We start from the raw sequence: 20,116 nt of genomic DNA on the forward strand, positions 1-20,116 counted from the left end.
ACGGCGTGCGGGGGCGGGCCGGGCGGGTCAGCTCGCGTACGGATCGGGGACCTTGCCCGGCCTGGCCAGGAAGGCGAAGTCGCAGCCGGTGTCGGCCTGGGTGATCTGCTCGTTGTAGAGCGCCCCGTACCCGCGTTCGTGGCGCTCGGGCGGGGCGGTCCACGCGGCCCTGCGCCGCTCCAGCTCGGCGTCCGGCACGTCGAGCCGCAGGGAGCGGGCGGGGACGTCGAGGGTGATGCGGTCGCCGGTGCGCACCAGGGCGAGGGGCCCGCCGACGTACGACTCGGGGGCGACGTGCAGCACGCACGCCCCGTAGCTCGTGCCGCTCATCCGGGCGTCGGAGATCCGCACCATGTCGCGCACGCCCTGCTTCAGCAGGTGGTCGGGGATCGGCAGCATCCCGTACTCGGGCATGCCGGGCCCGCCCTTGGGGCCGGCGTTGCGCAGCACCAGCACGCTGTCGGCGGTGATGCCCAGCTCCCGGTCGTTGATGGTGCGTTGCATGGTCCGGTAGTCGTCGAAGACCACGGCGCGGCCGGTGTGCTTCAGCAGGTGCGGCTCGGCGGCGATGTGCTTGATGACGGCGCCGTCGGGACAGAGGTTGCCGCGCAGCACGGCGACTCCGCCCTCGGGCGCGACCGGGTTCGCGCGGGTGCGGATGACGTCGTCGTCGTGGACGACGGCGCCCTCGATCTGGTCGCGGAGCGAGCCGTTGACCGTGGGCCGGTCCAGGTGGAGCAGGTCGGGGATGCGGGACAGGAACGCGGGCAGGCCGCCGGCGAAGTGGAAGTCCTCCATGAGGTACGTCCGGCCGCCGGGCCGTACGTTGGCGAGCACCGGCACCGTGCGTGCGACGCGGTCGAAGTCGTCGAGGCCGAGGCGGACTCCGGCCCGGCCCGCCATCGCGATCAGGTGGATCACGGCGTTGGTCGACCCGCCGAGTCCGAGGACCGTGGTGACGGCGTCCTCGAAGGCCTCGTCCGTGAGGATCCCGGACGGCCTGAGCGCGGTCCAGGCGAGCTCGACGGCGCGGCGCCCGGAGGCGGCGGCCATCCGCTCGTGCGCGGAGTCGACGGCGGGGATGGACGAGGCGCCGGGCAGCGTCATGCCGAGGGCCTCGGCCGCGGCGGTCATCGTGGAGGCGGTCCCCATGGTCATGCAGTGGCCGGGCGATCGCGCCAATCCGCCCTGCAGTTCGCGCAGTTCGCAGTCGGTGAGGTTGCCCGCGCGGTGCTCGTCCCAGTACTTCCACATGTCGGTGCCGGAGCCGAGGGTCTCGCCGCGCCAGTGGCCGGGCAGCATCGGGCCCGCGGGGACGAAGACCGACGGCACATCGGCGGACGTGGCGCCCATGAGCAGCGCCGGGGTCGACTTGTCGCAGCCGCCGAGCAGCACCGCCGCGTCGATGGGGTAGGAGCGCAGCAGCTCCTCGGTCTCCATGGCGAGCAGGTTGCGGTAGAGCATCGGGGTGGGCTTCTGGTACGTCTCCGAGAGCGTGGAGACGGGGAACTCCAGCGGGAAGCCGCCGGCCTGCCACACCCCTCGCTTGACCGCCTCGGCGCGCTCGCGCAGATGGACGTGGCAGGGGTTGATGTCGGACCAGGTGTTCAGGACGGCGATCACCGGGCGGCCCCGGTACTCCTCGGCCTCGTAGCCGAGCTGGCGCATCCGCGCGTTGTGCGACCAGGTGCGCAGGGCGCCCTCCGTGCCGTACCACTGGTGGGAGCGCAGCTCCTCGGGGGCCAGTCTGCGGCGGGCCGGACTCATAGGGACCACCCCGCCGCGATGCCGGCCACCTCGGCGCGCTCCGCCTCGGGCAGTTCCCGGCTGGGCGGGCGGACCTCGCGACGGCACAGGCCGAGGGAGGCGAGGGCCTCCTTGACGACGGTGACGTTGTTGGCGGAGGCGTCGGCGCCGCGGAGCTCCTCGAAACGGCGGATCTGTTCCCAGATCTTCATGGCGGCCGGGTAGTCGCCCGATCGAAGCGCTTCGATCATGGACAGCGAAACGCCGGGCGCGACGTTCACGAGACCCGAGGTGAAGCCGGTGGCGCCGGCCGAGAAGTAGGACGGCGCGTAGGGCTCGGCGAGCCCGGCGACCCACACGAAGCGGTCCAGGCCCGCGTCCCGGGCGAAGGCGGCGAACCGCGCGGCGTCCGGGACGGCGTACTTCACCCCGATCACGTTCGGGCAGGCCGCGCCGAGTTCGGCGAGCCGGGCGCCGGGCAGCGCGGCGTTCCTCAGGTACGGGACGACGCCGAGCCCGGGCACGGCCTCGGCGATGGCGCGGTGGTAGTCGACCCAGCCGCCCTCGGAGACGTACGGATGCACGGGCTGGTGCACCATCACCATGTGGGCGCCGGCGTCGCGGGCGTGCCGCGCGGCCTCGACGGCGGTCGGCACGTCATGGCCGACACCGACCAGGACCGCGGCCCGCTCCCCCGCTTCGGCCAGGGTCAGTTCCGTGACACGGCGGCGCTCTTGGGGGGTCAGGGCGTAGAACTCGCCGGTGTTGCCGTTCGGGGTGAGGGTGCGCACTCCGGCGTCGAGCAGCCGCCTCAGCAGCGCCTTGTAGGTGGCCTCGTCGACCGATCCGTCCGCGGCGAACGGGGTCACCGGGATCGCGACGACATCGGCGAGCGCGGTCCGCGCGGTCTCGAACGGGTACGCCGCGTCGGGCGTCGGAGCTGTCATGAGTCGTGCCCACCCTCTTCATCCCGGGCCTCGGGGAAGGCCCGCTGTACGAACGACGCGATGTGGTCGCGCAGCGCGCGCGAGGCGCCCTGGGCGTCACCGGCGAGGGCGAGCTCCAGGATCTCCCGGTGCTCGGCGGCCTCCCGCTCCCAGGACGGGTCGGCGGCCCAGGCGACGGCCGAGACGAGCGCGGCCTGGTCGCGGACCTCGTCGAGCATCTTGCCGAGCAGCGGGTTGCCGCACGGGACGTAGAGCGCGCGGTGGAACTCCCGGTTGGCGAGGGAGCGTTGGGCCGCGTCGGTCGCGGTGTCGGAGCGCTCCAGGGCGGCGCGCGCCTCGTCCAGGGAGGCGCGGCGGTGCACGGTGCGGCGCAGCGCCTCCGGTTCGAGCAGCAGCCGCACGTCGTAGACCTCGCGGGCCATGTCCGCGTCCACCATGCGCACCGTGACGCCCTTGTACTGGCTCATCACGACGAGCCCGGTCCCGGCGAGGGTCTTGAGGGCCTCGCGCACCGGCGTCTTGGAGACCCCGAACTGCGCGGCGAGGTCGGTCTCCACCAGGGCCTGCCCCGGTCTCAACTGTCCCGTCAGGATGCGGTGCTTGATCTCCTCCTGCACGTACTGCGTGCGGGAGGAGGGGATCGGAGTGGGCACTGAGGTCATGCGCGCCTCTCGCGTCTGATGTCCGGCGGATCGCGTATTGCACATCTCGTATCGCGTCTCATATATGACGTACGAAGTACGACGCGTTGAAGCTAGAAGCAGCGCGATGTTTCGTCAACGCTTCCGTCAAAAGAAATCAGAAAGACCCAACAGCATGCGGGCGCACGGGACTTGGCGATCCGTGGGCTACGCCTTCCAGTGCGGGTCGCGTCCGCTCAGGCCGATGACACGGTCGAGGAGCGGGGCGTCGTCGGGCACCGGCACGACCGGCCCGAACAGGCCGTCACGGCCGCCCTCGTCCGGCGTGAGCAGGTCACGGGCGGCCCGCAGCGCGGCCTCGTCGGGGGCGTACGCCTGGCCGGTGGCGCGGGCCAGGTCCCAGCCGTGCACGACCAGTTCGTCGGCGGTGACCAGTCCGGCGACGGCGCCGGGCAGATCGAGGCCGCCCGCCTGCGTCATGCCCTCCCACGCGGCGGGCTCCTGCCAGGTGTCCACGAGGTCGTCGAGCGCCCCGGGCAGGACGGACCGCCAGTCGGGGCCGAGTTCGGGGAGCGTGCTGCCGGGGGCCGTCGCGGTCGGGCCGCCGAGTTCCTTGCGGCCGGCGGCGCGCAGCCCGATGGACAGCCCGAGGATGTGGCCGAGCAGGTGCCGTACGGCGTAGTCGGGACAGGGCGTGGGCAGGTCGAGCTGGTCCTCGCGGACGCCGTGGGCGAGGCGCGCGACGATGCGGGCCTGCGGGCCGATGTCCACTGCTGCGTCACTCATGGTGACCCCTCCGGTGAGTGTGAAGTCCTCCACCGGTAGGACCGGCCCGCCGCCCGGAACTCATCGGCGCGCATCGGTATTCATCAGCACCCATCGGCGCTCACAGGTGCGTCGTGTCAGAGCTCCGTGAGCGCCTCACCGACCGCCGCCAGGTCCGCGTCCGAGGCGAGCCCCGCGTGGTAGAGCCGCAGTTCGGTGGCGCCCAGGTCACGTGCGGCCCGCGCGTCGGCGGCCAGCGTGTCCGGGCTGCCGCCCATGCCCCGTACGACGGTGAGGTTCGCGGCGACGACGCCCTTGCCCTGCGCGGCGAACGGTCCGACGAGTCCGGCCCCGCCGGTGCAGGGCACGACGACGCCGTCGGCGACGGACAGGATGTGCGCGGGGTCGGTCCCGGCGTTGGCACCGCAGTGGTACGAGACCGGGTCGGCGTGCAGCAGCACCTGGAAGTCGTCCGGGGCGGCTTCCCGCACCGCCGCGACGGCCGCCTCCTGGAGGCTGCGGGCCGTGGCGTCGCGGTACGCCCGCGTCGCGCCGGCGGTCTCGGCGCCGAGCAGCTTCTCGACCGTCGGCCAGCCGTCGTCGGCGCCCTCGCCCCGCCACACGGGTTCCAGGGCGGCCCGGACCGACCGGGTCAACTCCTCGGCGTCCAGGCCGTGTTCCGCGTAGCCCGCGCGGCAGTCCGGGCAGAAGCAGAGCGACATCAGGTACTGCCCGGCCTCGCCGAGCCCGACGCCGGCCGTCTTGTCGTGGGCGTGCAGATGGGCGAGGCCGTACCAGCCGAGCGACTCCAGTTCGGTGCCGCGGGCGCCGGGCCGGGTGGCGGCCTCGGCGGCGAGGGCGACGAGGTAGGCGCGGGTGGCGGGCTGGGCGATGCAGGGAGCCCAGGGGTAGCGGTCGCCGTAGGCGTTGACGACGGAGGTGTGCGGATGGTCGGCGCCCATCCGGGAGTTGTGGGCGAGGACGACCCAGGTGTGGACGTCGAGCCCGGCGTCGGCGAGGGCCGCGGCCGCCTCCCCGTACGCGTCGCCCGGGGCCCAGTCCCCGGCCGCGTAGGGACGCAACTCCCCGCCTTTCCAATGCTGTTCGTCGATCGGATAGAGCACGGAGGCGTGTTCGGCGGTGACGATGCGGTGGCGCGGGTGGCGCGGGGTGAGGGCGCGGGTGGAGTGGTAGGCGGCGGCGAGGGTGACCTGTCGGACACCGAGGCCGGCGATGCGGCGGGCGGCGTCCGGGTCGCCGTTGACGTCCCAGGGGTAGACGAACATGGAGACCTTCACTCGCCGGCTCCTTCCAGCAACGCCCGTCCCTGCTCGACGAGTTCGGCCAGTTGCTTGACGTGTTCCTCGGTCGGCTCCTGGAGCGGCGGCCGTACCTCGCCGACGTCGAGCCCGCGCAACCGTACCCCGGCCTTCACCAGGGACACCGCGTAGCCCCGGCCCTGATTGCGCAGTTCGACGAGCGGCCGGTAGAAGCCGTCGAGCAGCTTGTTCACCGTCGCGTCGTCGCCCGTGTTCAGTGCCGCGTGGAAGGCCTGCGCGATGTCGGGCGCGAAGCAGAAGACGGCGGACGAGTAGAGGGTGACGCCGATGCCGCGGTAGGCGAGAGCGGTGAGTTCGGCGGTCGGCAGCCCGTTGAAGTAGAGGAACTCCCCGGGGGCCTCGGCGCGGACCGCGCTGACGATGCGCTGCATCAGGTCGAGGTCGCCGAGGCCGTCCTTGAGGCCGAGGACCTTGGGGTGGCGGGCGAGCCCGACGACGGTGCGCGGAGTGAAGACCGCGTTGTCGCGCTGGTAGACGATGATGTCGAGGGAGGTGGCCTCGGCCAGCTGGGTGTAGTGCCGCAGCAGGCCCTCCTGCCCCGCGATCACGAGATAGGGCGGCATCGCCAACAGGGCGTCGGCGCCCGCCCGTTCGGCCAGGCGCGCGTAGTGGACGGCGAGCGCGGTGCCGTATCCGGCGCCGGCGACGACGGGCACCCGGCCCTCCGTCGCTTCGACGGCGGCCGCGACACAGGCCTCGAACTCCTCGGGGGCGAGCGCGTGGAACTCACCCGTGCCGCAGCAGGCGAACACGGCGGCGGCCCCGGCCTCGACGCCGTGCCGCACATGGGTGCGGTAGGTGTCGAGGTCGACGGCGCCGTCGGGTCCGTACGCGGTGACGGGGAAGAACAGCGGCCCACTGGGGATGCTGAGTCGAGCGGCGAGGGGGCCAAAAGGTGGCGTCGTCACGGGCTCTCCCTGAACATGTGCACGTTTCTGATCCGCGTCTATATCTCTGAACGCGCTCACCGTAAGCCGCCCCAAAGGGGACGGTCAAGCGCCCGAACTCGCCCGGGACGAGCGGAACTTCTCCCTTCGGCCGAGGATCGCGCGCGCCCGCGTGACCCCCGTGCGACCCTTGACGGAGCGCGACCCGCCTCCTTAGCGTGTCCACGAATGTGAATGTCGCTCATACATACGGAGATCACGCGCATGTCAGTGCCGTCCAGCCCGCCCCGGTCCCGCACGATCCTGCTCACCGGTGCCGCCGGCGGACTCGGCACCCTGATGCGGGAGCTGCTGCCACAGCACGGCTACGACCTGCGGCTGCTCGACGTGCGCCCGATCGCGGACGCGCCGGACGCGATCGTCGCCGACCTGAACGACAGCGACGCGCTGCGCGAGGCCGTGCGCGGTGTCGACGGCGTGCTGCATCTGGCCGGGATCTCCCTGGAGTCGACCTTCGACAAGATCCTCGAGTCGAACATCAAGGGCACCTACCACCTCTACGAGGCGGTGCGCGCGGAGGGCGAGAGCCGGGCGGACGGGGTCGCCCCGCGCATCGTCTTCGCCTCGTCCAACCACGCCATCGGTTTCACCCCGCGCCCGCGCACCGAGGACGGCGCTCCCGTGGTCCCCGTCGAGACCCTGCGGCGCCCCGACACGTACTACGGCCTGTCGAAGTCGTTCGGCGAGGACCTCGCACAGTTCTACTGGGACAAGTTCGGCCAGGAGACGGTGTCGGTGCGCATCGGGTCGTGCTTCAAGGAGCCGACCGACGTCCGCATGATGTCGGTGTGGATGAGCCCGGCGGACGGCGCCCGCCTCTTCCACGCGGCGCTGACCGCCGAGAACGTCGGGCACACCGTCGTCTACGGCTCCTCCGCCAACACCCGCCTGTGGTGGGACCTGTCGAGCGCCCGGGCCCTCGGCTACGAGCCGCAGGACGACTCGGAGGAGTACGCGGACAAGCTCCTCGCCGAGTTCGGCCCCCTGACCGACGAGAACCCGGCCCACCTCTACATGGGCGGCCGCTTCATCAGCGACCCGCCGATCTGGCCGTACTGAGCGCATCCGGACCGGACATCCTTCACGGCGGGCGGGCACCGAACGGGCCCGCCCGCCGTCTTGACCGGGCATCCGTCCCGCCCGAACGCACAGACACCCCCGCTCCCCCGCAGGTCCGCGGCGGACATCACCCCGGGTGAACGGGCGCGAACGGGCATCATCGGGCCCGCAACAGACCTGGTCACCGCCGAGCGGCCCCGGTAGAACTTCCGGTACGGGCCGCGCCGGGCCCGAACGGGCAACGGGGCTCTTCCAGGGAGGCGGGTTCGGCATGAGCGCGGAGGAACGTCAGCGGGAGATCGTGCGCGCGGCACGCCGCACCGGCTCCGTCGACGTCACGGAGCTCGCGGCCGAGCTGGGCGTCGCCAAGGAGACGGTCCGCCGGGATCTGCGCGCCCTGGAGGACCACGGCCTGGTCCGGCGCACGCACGGCGGGGCGTATCCGGTGGAGAGCGCCGGGTTCGAGACGACGCTCGCGTTCCGTACGACGATGCACGTGCCGGAGAAGCGGCGGATCGCCTCGGCCGCCGCGGATCTGCTCGGGGACGCCGAGACGGTCTTCGTCGACGAGGGGTTCACCCCGCAGCTGATCGCCGAGGCGCTGCCGCGGGACCGCCCGCTGACCGTGGTCACCGCCTCCCTGGCCACCGCGGGGGCGCTCGCCGAGGCCGAGAACACCAGCGTCCTGCTGCTCGGCGGCCGGGTGCGCCCCGGCACCCTGGCCACCGTCGACCACTGGACGACGAAGATGCTCGCCGGCTTCGTCATCGACCTCGCCTACATCGGCGCCAACGGCATCTCCCGCGACCACGGTCTGACCACCCCCGATCCGGCGGTCAGCGAGGTCAAGGCGCAGGCCATCCGGGCGGCGCGGCGCACGGTCTTCGCGGGCGTGCACACCAAGTTCGGCGCGGTCAGCTTCTGCCGGTTCGCACCGGTGGGCGCACTGGAGGCGATCGTCACGGGCAGTCAGCTGCCCGCGTCCGAGGCACACCGCTACTCCCTGATGGGCCCGCAGGTCATCCGCGTCTGACCTCGCCCCGTCGACTCCCCCGGCACGTCCGCCGGTTCCGCACACCCCGGGACGTGCCGTTTCATCCCGATACATCCCCACTCAGGAGCATCCATGCGAACCCAGAGCCGACGGAGGCCACCGGGCGCCCTGCTCGCGACGGCCGCCGCAGGGACGCTGCTCACCCCCCTCCTGTCCGGCTGCTGGGCCGGCGCCGGCGGGCTCGGAGGCGGCGACTCCATCAACGTACTGATGGTGAACAACCCGCAGATGACCGAGTTGCAGAAGCTGACCGCCCGCTACTTCACGCGCGAGACCGGCATCAAGGTCAACTTCACGGTCCTGCCGGAGAACGACGTCCGCGACAAGATCAGCCAGGACTTCGCCAACCAGGCGGGCCAGTACGACGTCGCGACCCTCAGCAACTACGAGATACCGATCTACGCCCGCAACGGCTGGCTGCACGAACTGGGCCCGTACGTGAAGAAGGACCCCGGCTTCGACCAGCAGGACATCCTCGAACCGATGCGCGAGTCGCTCACCGGCGACGACGGCAGGCTGTACGGGGAGCCGTTCTACGGCGAGTCGTCGTTCCTCATGTACCGCAAGGACGTCTTCGCGAAGAAGGGCCTGAAGATGCCCGCGCACCCGACCTGGCAGCAGGTCGCGGACCTCGCGGCGAAGGCCGACGGCGCCGAGTCCGGGATGAAGGGCATCTGTCTGCGCGGGCTGCCCGGCTGGGGCGAGCTGATGGCGCCGCTGACGACCGTCGTGAACACCTTCGGCGGCACCTGGTTCGACAAGGACTGGAAGGCGCGCCTCGACGACCAGGGCTTCAAGGACGCGACGCGCTTCTACGTGGACCTGGTCCGCAAGCACGGCGAGTCGGGCGCCGCCCAGTCCGGCTTCGCCGAGTGCCTCAACAACCTCACCCAGGGCAAGACCGCCATGTGGTACGACGCGACGTCCGCCGCCGGCTCCCTGGAGTCCAAGAACTCCCCGGTCAAGGGCAAGATCGGCTATGCGCCCGCGCCGGTCGAGAAGACGGAGAACAGCGGCTGGCTCTACACCTGGGCGTGGGGCCTGCAGAAGGCGTCCCCCAACCCCGACAAGGCCTGGAAGTTCATCTCGTGGGCGTCGGGCAAGGAGTACGAGAAGCTCGTCGGCGAGAAGGTCGGCTGGTCCGACGTCCCGGCGGGCAAGCGCAGTTCGACGTACGAGAACGCGCAGTACCGCGACGAGGCGAGCGCCTTCGTGGACGTGACGCGCGCCGCCATCGAGGGCGCCCGGCCGCGTGATCCGGGCGTGCAGAAACGGCCCGCGCCCGGCATCCAGTTCGTCGGCATCCCCGAGTTCACCGACCTCGGCACCAAGGTCTCCCGGGAGATCAGCGCGGCGATCGCCGGCCGTCAGTCCGTCGACTCCGCCCTGGCCGCGTCCCAGAAACTCGCCGCCGAGATCGCGAAGGAGTACGAGGGACGATGACGACGACCGCCCCTGCGGCCTCCGCGGCCCGCACCCACGCACCCGTCACCCGGCGCCCGCCCCGGCGGCTGCGCGCCTGGGCCACACGGGCGCCCCTGCTGCCCGCGCTGGTCTTCATGATCATCGTGACCCAGCTGCCGTTCGTGGCCACGCTGGTGATCTCGTTCTTCGACTGGAACGCGCTGTACCCGGACGCCCGGCACTTCACCGGATTCGGGAACTACTCGGAGGTCCTCACCGACCCCGATCTGCGCAAGTCCGTCCTGACGACGATCGTCCTGACCGTGACCGTGGTCGTGGTGAGCCTGGTCGTCGGGCTCGGGCTCGCCCTGCTCCTGGACCGGAGGTTCCGGGGCCGCGGCCTGGTCCGTACGCTGCTGATCGCGCCGTTCCTGCTCGTGCCGGTGGCGGCTGCCCTGCTGTGGAAGCACGTCCTGTACAACCCCGAGTACGGGCTGCTCAACGGCCTGCTGCACTACGTCGGCGGCCCGCAGCCCGACTGGATCTCCAACACCCCGCTGATCGCGGTCGAGGTGTCGCTGATCTGGCAGTGGACCCCGTTCATGATGCTGATCCTGCTCGCGGGCCTGCAGTCGCGCTCGCCCGAACTCATCGAGGCGGCCCGGATGGACGGCGCGAGCGCCTGGCAGGTCTTCCGCCATCTGACGCTGCCGCATCTGCGCCGCTACCTCGAACTCGGCGCTCTGCTCGGCTCGATCTACATCGTGCAGAACTTCGACGCGGTCTTCACCCTGACCTCCGGGGGCCTCGGCACCGCCAACCTGCCCTACACCGTCTACCAGAGCTTCTACCAGGCCCACGAGAACGGCCTCGCCTCGGCCGCGGGCGTGCTGGTCGTCATCGGTTCGATCATCATCGCGACCTTCGCGCTGCGCGTCGTGTCGTCGCTGTTCCGAGAGGAGGGGGCGCGCTGATGACGCTCTCGACGTTCTTCAGGAGCAAGGGACTCGGCCTCGTCGCCTGGCTGGCCGGAATCGTCTTCTTCCTGCCCATCGCGTGGCTGGCGCTGACGTCCTTCCACTCGGAGGAGGACGCGGCGACCAACCCGCCGTCCTTCGCGGCCTCGCTCACCCTCGACGGCTACCGCGACTTCTTCGGCGCGGGCGGCGGCGCGAGCCCCTGGCCGGCGCTCATCAACTCGACGGTGGCCTCACTGGCCTCGACGCTCTGCGTCCTGCTGCTCGCCCTCCCGGCGGCCTACGCGCTGTCGATCCGCCCGGTGAAGAAATGGACGGACGTCCTCTTCTTCTTCCTCTCCACCAAGATGCTGCCCGTCGTCGCGGGCCTGCTGCCGATCTACCTCTTCGCGAAGAACACGGACTTCCTCGACAACATCTGGCTGCTCGTCATCCTCTACACCTCGATGAACCTGCCGATCGCGGTGTGGATGATGCAGTCGTTCCTCGCGGAGGTGCCGGTCGCGGTCATCGAGGCCGCCCAGATCGACGGGGCGAGACTGCCGACGGTGCTGACCCGGGTGGTCGCGCCGATCGCCCTCCCGGGCATCGCCGCGACGGCGCTGATCTGCTTCATCTTCAGCTGGAACGAACTCCTCTTCGCGCGGGTGCTCACGGGCGTCGTCGCCCAGACCGCGCCCGTCTTCCTGACCGGCTTCATCACCAGCCAGGGCCTGTTCCTGGCCAAGGTGTGCGCCGCGTCGCTCGTGATCTCCCTGCCGGTGCTCGCGGCGGGGTTCGCCGCCCAGGACAAGTTGGTCCAGGGCCTGTCGTTGGGAGCTGTGAAATGAAGGCCGCGATCGTCGAATCGGTGGGCAAGGTCGTCGTCGGCGAGGTGCCGGACCCCACGCCAGGACCCCGGGACGTGGTCGTGGAGGTCGCCGCGTGCGGTCTGTGCGGCACGGATCTGCACATCCTGCAGGGCGAGTTCGCGCCGACGCTGCCGGTGGTGCCGGGCCACGAGTTCGCGGGCACGGTGGCCGAGATCGGCCGCGACGTCACGGAGGTGCGGGTCGGCGACCGGGTCGCCGTCGACCCCTCCCTGCACTGTCACGAGTGCCGGTTCTGCCGGGCCGGGCGGGGCAATCTGTGCGAGCGCTGGGCGGCGATCGGCGTCACGACGGCGGGCGGCGCGGCCCAGTACGCGCTGGCCCCCGTCGCCAACTGCGTCCGCCTGCCCGAGCACGTCCGCACCCAGGACGCGGCCCTCATCGAGCCGCTGTCCTGCGCGGTCCGCGGCTACGACGTCCTGCGGTCCCGGCTCGGCTCCCACGTGCTGATCTACGGCTCCGGGACGATGGGCCTGATGATGCTGGAGCTGGCCAAGCGGACCGGTGCGGCGAGCGTCGACGTCGTCGACCTCAACCCGGACCGCCTCGCGACGGCTCAGCGCCTCGGCGTCTCGGCGTCCGCGGCCGGTCCCGACGAACTCGACCGGCCCGAGGGCTGGGACGTGGTGATCGACGCGACGGGCAACGCGGCGGCGATCCAGGACGGCCTCGACCGGGTCGCCAAGGCGGGCACGTTCCTGCAGTTCGGCGTCGCGGACTACGCGACGCGCGTGACGATCGACCCGTACCGCATCTACAACCAGGAGATCACCATCACCGGGTCGATGGCGGTGCTGCACAGCTACGAGCGGGCCGCGGAGCTGTTCGCGGGCGGCGTCCTCGACCCCGACGTCTTCATCAGCGACCGGCTGCCGCTCGACTCCTACCCGCGGGCACTGGAGCAGTTCGCGTCCGGAGTGGGCCGCAAGATCGTCGTCGTCCCGTAATGCGGTATCGGCTCCGGCACGGTCGGGCCTATTCTCCCGACCGTGCCGAGACCTCAGGGATTCAGCTATACGGAGCGCGCCGACGGCAGCGTCACGATCACGCACGCGGGACGTGACGCGACGGTGCTGCGCGGTGCGCGGGCGGCCCGGTTCCTGACCGAGGTGACGTCAGGCGACGCGCAGCTGGTGATGGCCCGCTGGACGGGCAACTACCGCCGGGGCAACGAGCGCCGGGCCCGCTCCCACCCGCGCAACCAGCGCTGACGGACCGGGCTCAGAGCGCCTGGGCCGCGGGCTTCACCATCCCGCGCACGGTGCGCGACTTCACGAAGTCGCCCATCGCCGTCATCTCCCACTCGCCGGAGAACTGCCGGATGAGCTTCGCCATCATCACGCCGGTCTGCGGCTCCGCGCTCGTCAGGTCGAAGCGGACCAGCTCCTCGCCGGTCGCCGCGTCGAGCAGCCGGCAGTACGCCTTGGCGACCTCGGTGAACTTCTGGCCCGAGAACGAGTTCACCGTGAAGACCAGGCCGGTGACCTCCTGCGGGAGACGGCCGAGGTCGACGACGATCACCTCGTCGTCACCGGCGCCCTCGCCCGTGAGGTTGTCGCCGGAGTGCTTGATCGCGCCGTTCACGATCGAGAGCTTGCCGAAGTAGCAGCTGTCCACGTGGTTGCGCTGCGGCCCGTACGCGATGACCGACGCGTCCAGGTCGATGTCCTTGCCGCGGAACGCGGGCTCCCAGCCGAGCCCCATCTTGACCTGGCTGAGCAGCGGCTGGCCGCCCTTGACCAGGGACACCGTCTGGTTCTTCTGGAGGGAGACGCGGCCCTTGTCGAGGTTGATCTTCCCGGCGCCGGCGGCGGGGGCCGCGGGCGCGGCGGGCGGCGCGGCGGCGGGCGGCGGGGGCGGGGCGATGCGCGGGTCGACCGGCGGGGTGGTCGGCGCGGGCATCGCGGCGGGCGGCACGGGCGGGGCGACCGGGGCCGCGGCGGGCGCGGGGGCGGCGGGCGCGGCCGGTTCCTCGACGGAGACGCCGAAGTCCGTGGCGATACCGGCCAGTCCGTCGGCGTAGCCCTGGCCGACGGCGCGGGCCTTCCACGCCCCGTTGCGCAGGTAGACCTCCATGACCACCAGCGCCGTCTCGGTGCCGAGCTGCGGCGGTGTGAACGTGGCGAGGACCGAGCCGTCGTCCGCGTTGCGGATCGTCGCGGTGGGCTCGATGCCCTGGAACGTCTGGCCCGCGGCGTCGGGGCTCGCCGTGACGACGATCTTCTCGATGCCCGGCGGCACGGCGGCGGTGTCCACCGTGATGGAGTCCGGGCTCGTGCCCCCGCCCGACGTGTACGTCACGCCGGGACCCGCGGGCTGGTTGTAGAAGATGAAGTCGTCGTCCGAGCGCACCTTGCCGTCGGCGGTGAGCAGCAGGCCCGATACGTCGAGCCGCACGGGGGCCTGGACGTCCACCGCCACGCGCTGCGCCGTGAGCGGGATGTTCGAGCCGGGGGTCATAGCTGTCATGCCAGGGGTAACGAGCGGGTCCGCTTTACCGTTCCCTTACCGAAGACTTTTCTCCGGTTCTCTTGCCCGGGCCCACCTCTACGCGGACGCCCGCAGCCCTTCCACCATGAGCCGCCGATAGCGGGCCACGCCCCGCGGGTCGCCCCCGGCCAGCTGCGCCGCCTCGACGACGGCGTGATTGAGCCGCAGCATCTCCAGATGGGTCAGGTCGGCCCGCACCGCGCCGGCCTCCTGCGCCGCCGCGAGGAGCTCGGCCGCCGCGGTCTTGAGGCATTCGCCGCACTGGATGACGATCGGCGCCCCGCTCTCGGCGACGACCGCGCCGAGCAGCGACTTGAGGGCCTTCACCCGCACGGTCTGGTCGCCGAGCTCGCCGAGCCAGGCGAAGAGCGCCTCCCCCGGCGGCAGCTCGGCACTCAGCACCTTCGCCCGCTCGGCCAGCGCCTCGAAGCTGTCGACGTACACGGCCTCCATGAGGGACTCGCGCGTCGGGAAGTGCCGGTAGAGCGTGCCCGATCCGACGCCGGCCCGCTTGGCGATGTCGTCCAGCGAGGCCTGGGGCCCCTTCTCGGCGAACGCCGCCGCGGCCTCCGCCAAGAGACGTTCGTAGTTGCGGCGCGCGTCCGCGCGCTTCGGCTTCGCCGGTCGCCCGGCCGCTCCCACCTGGGCCATGTCTGCCTCCTCCGGGGGCGCCTTCGGGAACCCCTTGCACAACCGGGGACTGTCTCCGTATGTTAGCCGGAGCTAAACGGAGACAGTCCCCGCTTCATCTCGCGGGCAGTCCGGGCTGCCCGCGCGCCTCTCAACCCACCGTCCCCGCACGGGAGTCGAGCATGTCCTCCGCACCGCCCGCCACTACATCCACGAGCCTCGGGGAAGGCACCGTAACGCGCCCCGGCGCGGTCCTCACCCTCATCGTCACCGCATACCTGATGGTGGGCCTGGACTCCACCGTCGTGAACGTCGCCCTCCCCGACATCCAGCGCACCCTCGGCTTCACGCCCACCGGCCTGTCCTGGGTCCTCAACGCCTACACCCTCGCCTTCGGCGGACTGCTCCTGCTGGCCGGCCGCGCGGGCGACATCCTCGGCCGCCGCCGGACCCTGACCGGCGGCGTCCTGGTCTTCGCCGCCGCGTCGCTGTGCGGCGGCCTCGCCACCGACGGCGTGTTACTGCTGACCGCCCGCGCCGTCCAGGGCGTCGGCGCCGCTCTGATCGCCCCCAGCACCCTCGCCCTGATCACCACGCACTTCACCGACGGACCGTCCCGCCACCGCGCGCTCGCCGTCTACTCCTCGATGGCCGGCATCGGCGCCTCCATCGGTCTGGTGCTCGGCGGTGCGCTCACCGACCTCGCGTCCTGGCGCTGGTCGCTCCTGATCAACGTACCGATCGGTGTGGCGCTCGCGCTCGCCGTGCCGCGCACGGTCCGCGAAACCCCGCGCCACAGCGGCCGGTTCGACACCACGGGCGCTGTCACCGGCACGGCCGGGATGTTCTTCCTCGTCTACGCCTTCCTCCGCGTCTCGGACAGCTCGTGGACCGACACCCTCGCCCTGACCTGCTTCTTCTCGGCGGCGGCCCTGCTCGCCTGCTTTCTCTGGGTCGAGTCGCGCGCCCGGCAGCCCATCGCCCCGCTCACCCTCTTCAGGGACCGTGACCGCGCGGCCGCCTACGCGATCATCCTGCTGCTTCCCGCCGGCAACTTCGGCGCCTTCTACTTCCTCACGCTCTACGTCCAGCAGGTCCTGGACCACAGCCCGTTGCAGGCCGGATTCGCGTTCCTGCCGCTGACCGCGGCGGTGTTCGCGACGGTGCGGTGCGCGCCGCGTCTGCTCGCCCGCTTCGGCCCCAAGCCGCTTCTGATCACCGGATCGCTGCTGATGATCGCGGCCGGCGTCTGGCTGAGCCGTCTCGGCACCGGCGACGGTTTCGCGACCGGGCTGCTCGGCCCGATGCTGCTGCTCGGCACGGGCGTCGGCCTGAGCTTCATGCCCTTGAACGCGACGATCCTGAAGGACATCACCCCGAGCGAGGCGGGCGCGGCCTCGGGCCTCCTCCAGACGTTCCAGTGGCTGGGCGGCACGCTGGGCCTCGCGGCGCTGGTCACGGTGTACGGCACGGCGACGCGCCACGCCCACGGGTCGGCGAACGCGGTCCTGGTGCACGGGGCGACGAGGGCGTTCGGGGTGGGCGCCCTGATCGCGACGGGGGCCCTGCTGGTGATCACGGTCGCACTGCGGTCCCGCCGGCGCGACCGACCGCACCCCGTCCGCACCCGGCAGCCCGGCTGACCGAGCGGACGCGCAGCGGGGGTTGAGCGGCACCCGGCCGCTCAACCCCCTTCAGACCCAGGGCCAGTCCGCGTCCCGCCCGGCCTCGAGCAGCGCCACCATCCGGAACGCCGCGTCCGAGAGCCCGCCGAACGCATGCCGGTTCGCGGAGCCGGAGGGCGCGTGGCCCGCCCGGTACCCGGCCAGGTTCCAGGTGTACACCGGGACCCGCGCCGGAACCTGCCCGGTCGGGTCACCGTGCCGGCTGTAGTGCGCCTGCTCGTCGGTGACGATCAGCACCCGGTCGTGGCCGCGGTAGTGGCGCCGGACCGCCTCGGCGGTGTTCGTCCCACCCAGGTCGCCGAAGCGCTCCAGGACCTTCAGGACGGACTCGCCCTTGCGGTACATCACGTCGGTGCTGCCCGTACCGAACTGCACCAGGTCGGCCCGCTCCGCCCGCAGCGCGAGCGCCGCGCCGAACACGGCGGCCGCGTCCGCCCGGTTGAGCTGCGAGCGCGCGGACAGCGGGGCCCACATGGAGCCGGAGCGGTCCACCAGGATCAGCGAACGGCCGCCCAGGGACGGCACGTTGGCCAGCGAGTGGCCGAGCGCCTGCTCCAGCGCGTACGCCCAGCGCAGCGACGGCGCGTGCTGGTACGCGGCCAGGTAGCGGAACGGGAACTGCCGCGAGCGTGCCACCTCGGCGGGGTCGCAGAGCTTCGCGGCGACGCGCGCCGCGACCTCGTCCGAGACGCCCGCCCCGTCGAAGTTGCGGAGGTTGCGGATCAGCGCCATCGCGCCCATGGACGGGATCACGGCCTCCCAGGCCGCCTTGTCCATCGGGCCCTGCAGCCAGCCGGCCAGCGACTCCCACGTCATGCCCGCGGCGGCCAGTCGCTCCGCGCCGTCGGGCGCGAGCAGCACCGCGCGCCGCTCGGCGACCGGTACGGCCATCAGCTCCCGGTGCGCGACGAGGACGCCGCTGGACGCGGGGGCCTCGGCCGTGTCCGGGTGGTGCCGGCGGTCGAGGGCGTACTTGAAGAGGTCGCCCTGCCACGCCTTGGCCAGGTCGGGCGCCGCGTGCACCAGGTTCAGGACGTCGCCGAACCGGTAGCCCTTGGACGCGGTGTCGTACTTCAGGAGCGCCTTGCCGTGGTAGAGGCGGCGCACCGCGTCGGCGATGCCCCGCTTGACCGGCTTGGGGACGGCGCGGCCGTACGTCTGTGTCCAGTAGCCGAGCAGCTCGCCGGGCTCGTCGGGGCGGCGCAGCACGGACGCGACGACCTGCCGGTTGGCCGGTCCGTCGGTGGCACCGGCGGCGAGGCGTGCGTGCACGTACTCGGCGGCGCCCACCAGGGACGCGGTGCGCATGTTGCCGTCGCCGCGCAGCCAGCCGAGCAGGCCCGCGGTCCACTCCGGGTCGGTCACGGCGAGCTGCCGGACCAGCGCCGCGAAGCGGTCGTCGCGGTCGGCACCGGCCTCGTAAAAGGTCTGCTGGGAAACGAAGTTGGCGACGGCGAGCAGAAAGAGCTCGGAGCGCGCGTCGCGCTCGAATCCGATTCCGCCCTGATGGGTGCGCGTGGTGCGGCCGGTGGTGCGCACGACCGAGCGGAGAGCGGCCTTGGCGGTCTTGCGGTTGTAACGAGCCATGAGAATTCCCCCGAATTCATGAGGTGTGAACAGGGGAGGCACAGCGAATGGAGCGTGCCCGAGGTCGGAAGTCGACGACGGAAACAGTCTGGTGCTCTCGCCCTTGAGCTACGGCGACCCGAAGTCACCGACGGGATTCGAACCCGCAACCCCCAGATCCAGGAAGTACCCGTTGTCTGCGCACCGGGCACGCACCATCTGCCGCGCCTCCCGAGATCAAGGTGGTCACGGCGTCGGTTTCTTTGCGAGAGAAGGAGCCGTGGCCTGCGCACCGGGAGGTGCGAAGAATCCTTGCGTCCAGAGATCGAGGGCGGCGGAACCGACAGATGGTGCTCTGCCACTGAGCTACTCCGGCACGGAAATACCGGAGGCGGGAATCGAACCCGCGGCCTCCCCGTTATCAGCGGAAGTAGGTCCTGCCTGTCGCACCTGGACGAGAAAGACTCTAGGGCGGCGCGCATCTGCGACGCCAAGCATTTATTTTGCGAGAGTTCCCGGCGTGCATCCGAAAAGAGACTCACACCTGGACGATCCCACCACGGCCGAGGGCGTCGCCGACGCGGGCGACCTCGGATACAGCAAGGCACTGAAACCACGTCACATCAGCATGATCGCGATCGGTGGCGCGATCGGTACGGGCCTCTTCCTCGGCGCGGGCGGCAATCTCGCGAAGGCCGGGCCCGCGCTGGCGATCGCGTACGCCGTGTGCGGGGTGTTCGCGTTCTTCGTCGTGCGGGCGCTCGGCGAACTCGTCGTGCACCGCCCGTCGTCGGGCTCCTTCGTGAGCTACGCCCGTGAGTTCCTGGGCGAGCAGGGCGCGTTCGTGGCGGGCTGGATGTACGTGCTGAACTGGGCGACGACCGGGATGGCCGACATCACGGCGGTCGCGCTGTACGTCCACTACTGGTCGATGTTCACCTCGGTCCCGCAGTGGGTGCTCGCGGCGATCGCGCTGGCGATCGTGCTCACCGTGAACCTGATCTCGGTGAAGAGCTTCGGCGAGATGGAGTTCTGGTTCGCCATCGTCAAGGTCGCCGCGATCGTGGTGTTCCTGCTGATCGGCATCTACTTCCTCGTCTCGCGCGAGCCGGTCGACGGCCACACCGCGGGCCTGTCGCTGATCAACGACAACGGCGGCTGGTTCCCGATGGGCGTGCTGCCCGTCGTCCTCATCACGCAGACGGTGATCTTCGCGTACTCCGCGGTGGAGATGGTCGGTGTGACGGCGGGCGAGACCGAGGACCCGGCGACGGTCGTGCCGAAGGCCGTGAACTCGATCATGTGGCGGGTGGGCATCTTCTACGTCGGGTCGGTCGTGATGCTGACGCTGCTGCTGCCGTGGACGGCGTACTCCGGCGGCCAGAGCCCGTTCGTGACGGCCCTGTCGAAGATCGGGGTGCCCGCCGCGGGCGGCATCATGAACCTGGTCGTGCTGACCGCCGCGATGTCGTCCCTCAACTCGGGCCTGTACACGACCGGCCGCATCCTGCGCTCGATGGCGATGGCGGGCTCGGCGCCCTCGTTCACGGCGCGGATGAGCCGCAGCCATGTCCCGTACGCGGGGATCCTGCTGACGTCGACGGTGGCGCTGCTCGGGGTCGCGCTGAACGCGTGGCTGCCCGAGGACGCGTTCGGGATCGTCACGAACGTCGCCTCGCTCGGTGTCATCTCCACCTGGACCATGATCATGGTCTGTCATCTGGTCTTCGTGCGCCGGGCGAAGCAGGGGCTCGTGGAGCGGCCCGCGTTCCGGCTGTGGGCGTCGCCGTGGATCGAGCTGACGACCATCGCGTTCCTGCTCGCGGTGATCGTGATGATGTGGTTCGACACCGACGGCCCGGGCCGCGACACGGTGCTGCTGCTGATCCCGATCGCGCTGGCCCTGGTCGTCGGCTGGTTCGCGGTGCGCCGGCGGGTCCACCGCATCGCCGCGGAGCGCGAGGCGCCGCCGGTGGACCCGCTGGGCTGAACCTCC

18 protein-coding genes are annotated in these 20,116 nt (G+C 71.5%); 9 read left to right on the top strand and 9 right to left on the bottom strand.

The features are described from left to right. Positions 1-27 precede the first annotated feature (27 nt). The 6 genes from araD to ACVHNB_RS29650 form a co-directional block, all read right to left on the bottom strand. Positions 28-1,767: an L-arabinonate dehydratase gene (gene araD / locus ACVHNB_RS29625; protein ID WP_456226276.1), complete on the bottom strand. Its 1,740-nt coding sequence runs from the start codon at positions 1,765-1,767 to the stop codon at positions 28-30. Next, on the bottom strand, positions 1,764-2,693 hold the full coding sequence (locus ACVHNB_RS29630; protein WP_456226277.1) for a dihydrodipicolinate synthase family protein: 930 nt from the start codon (positions 2,691-2,693) through the stop codon (positions 1,764-1,766). Before ACVHNB_RS29630 ends, araD begins: the two co-directional genes overlap by 4 nt. Beyond that, complete coding sequence (locus ACVHNB_RS29635; protein WP_428955472.1) at positions 2,690-3,355, bottom strand: GntR family transcriptional regulator; 666 nt, start codon at positions 3,353-3,355, stop codon at positions 2,690-2,692. The genes ACVHNB_RS29630 and ACVHNB_RS29635 overlap by 4 nt, the downstream gene beginning before the upstream one ends. 186 nt (positions 3,356-3,541) lie before the next feature. After that, positions 3,542-4,120, bottom strand: a complete 579-nt coding sequence (locus tag ACVHNB_RS29640; protein ID WP_428955471.1) for a TIGR03086 family metal-binding protein — start codon at positions 4,118-4,120, stop codon at positions 3,542-3,544. A 116-nt stretch (positions 4,121-4,236) separates the two neighbouring features. Then, positions 4,237-5,397: a hypothetical protein gene (locus ACVHNB_RS29645; protein WP_456226278.1), complete on the bottom strand. Its 1,161-nt coding sequence runs from the start codon at positions 5,395-5,397 to the stop codon at positions 4,237-4,239. Continuing rightward, complete coding sequence (locus ACVHNB_RS29650; RefSeq protein ID WP_428955469.1) at positions 5,394-6,347, bottom strand: 5-dehydro-4-deoxyglucarate dehydratase; 954 nt, start codon at positions 6,345-6,347, stop codon at positions 5,394-5,396. The genes ACVHNB_RS29645 and ACVHNB_RS29650 overlap by 4 nt, the downstream gene beginning before the upstream one ends. A 243-nt stretch (positions 6,348-6,590) precedes the next feature. Between ACVHNB_RS29650 and ACVHNB_RS29655 the strand changes: the two genes are divergently transcribed. From ACVHNB_RS29655 to ACVHNB_RS29685, 7 genes are all read left to right on the top strand, one after another. Beyond that, positions 6,591-7,445 carry an NAD-dependent epimerase/dehydratase family protein gene (locus ACVHNB_RS29655; RefSeq protein ID WP_456226279.1) on the top strand — a complete coding sequence of 285 codons (855 nt, stop codon included), beginning with the start codon at positions 6,591-6,593 and terminating at the stop codon, positions 7,443-7,445. A 271-nt stretch (positions 7,446-7,716) separates the two neighbouring features. Next, positions 7,717-8,478, top strand: coding sequence for a DeoR/GlpR family DNA-binding transcription regulator (locus ACVHNB_RS29660; RefSeq protein WP_428955467.1), 762 nt, complete (start codon positions 7,717-7,719; stop codon positions 8,476-8,478). 93 nt (positions 8,479-8,571) lie between these two features. Then, entirely contained in the window at positions 8,572-9,942 is a 1,371-nt protein-coding gene (locus tag ACVHNB_RS29665) for an ABC transporter substrate-binding protein (RefSeq protein ID WP_456226280.1), read from the top strand. Next, the gene (locus ACVHNB_RS29670; RefSeq protein WP_456226281.1) at positions 9,939-10,877 is read left to right on the top strand and encodes a carbohydrate ABC transporter permease; all 939 of its coding nucleotides are present in this window, start codon (positions 9,939-9,941) and stop codon (positions 10,875-10,877) included. The genes ACVHNB_RS29665 and ACVHNB_RS29670 overlap by 4 nt, the downstream gene beginning before the upstream one ends. Next, positions 10,877-11,710, top strand: a complete 834-nt coding sequence (locus ACVHNB_RS29675; protein ID WP_428955464.1) for a carbohydrate ABC transporter permease — start codon at positions 10,877-10,879, stop codon at positions 11,708-11,710. Before ACVHNB_RS29670 ends, ACVHNB_RS29675 begins: the two co-directional genes overlap by 1 nt. Further along, a complete protein-coding gene (locus tag ACVHNB_RS29680) occupies positions 11,707-12,696 on the top strand; it encodes a zinc-dependent alcohol dehydrogenase family protein (protein ID WP_428955463.1) in 990 nt (329 codons plus the stop codon). The genes ACVHNB_RS29675 and ACVHNB_RS29680 overlap by 4 nt, the downstream gene beginning before the upstream one ends. A 42-nt stretch (positions 12,697-12,738) precedes the next feature. Then, entirely contained in the window at positions 12,739-12,960 is a 222-nt protein-coding gene (locus ACVHNB_RS29685; RefSeq protein WP_428955462.1) for a hypothetical protein, read from the top strand. Between the two features lie 10 nt (positions 12,961-12,970). Here the strand turns inward: ACVHNB_RS29685 and ACVHNB_RS29690 are convergent, their stop codons facing one another. Together ACVHNB_RS29690 and ACVHNB_RS29695 are read right to left on the bottom strand one after the other, a co-directional pair. Further along, a complete protein-coding gene (locus tag ACVHNB_RS29690; protein WP_428957705.1) occupies positions 12,971-14,209 on the bottom strand; it encodes a TerD family protein in 1,239 nt (412 codons plus the stop codon). Between the two features lie 87 nt (positions 14,210-14,296). Continuing rightward, a complete protein-coding gene (locus ACVHNB_RS29695) occupies positions 14,297-14,890 on the bottom strand; it encodes a TetR/AcrR family transcriptional regulator (protein ID WP_428955461.1) in 594 nt (197 codons plus the stop codon). A gap of 161 nt (positions 14,891-15,051) precedes the next feature. Between ACVHNB_RS29695 and ACVHNB_RS29700 the strand changes: the two genes are divergently transcribed. Further along, entirely contained in the window at positions 15,052-16,512 is a 1,461-nt protein-coding gene (locus tag ACVHNB_RS29700) for an MFS transporter (RefSeq protein WP_456226282.1), read from the top strand. A 51-nt stretch (positions 16,513-16,563) separates the two neighbouring features. Here ACVHNB_RS29700 and ACVHNB_RS29705 read toward each other — a convergent pair whose 3' ends face one another. After that, a complete protein-coding gene (locus ACVHNB_RS29705; protein ID WP_456226283.1) occupies positions 16,564-18,141 on the bottom strand; it encodes a TROVE domain-containing protein in 1,578 nt (525 codons plus the stop codon). A 499-nt stretch (positions 18,142-18,640) separates the two neighbouring features. Here ACVHNB_RS29705 and ACVHNB_RS29710 point away from each other — a divergent pair, with 499 nt between their 5' ends. After that, a complete protein-coding gene (locus ACVHNB_RS29710) occupies positions 18,641-20,110 on the top strand; it encodes an amino acid permease (protein WP_428955458.1) in 1,470 nt (489 codons plus the stop codon). The last annotated feature ends 6 nt before the right edge of the window (positions 20,111-20,116 follow it).

This window comes from Streptomyces sp. YJ-C3 (assembly GCF_053891275.1).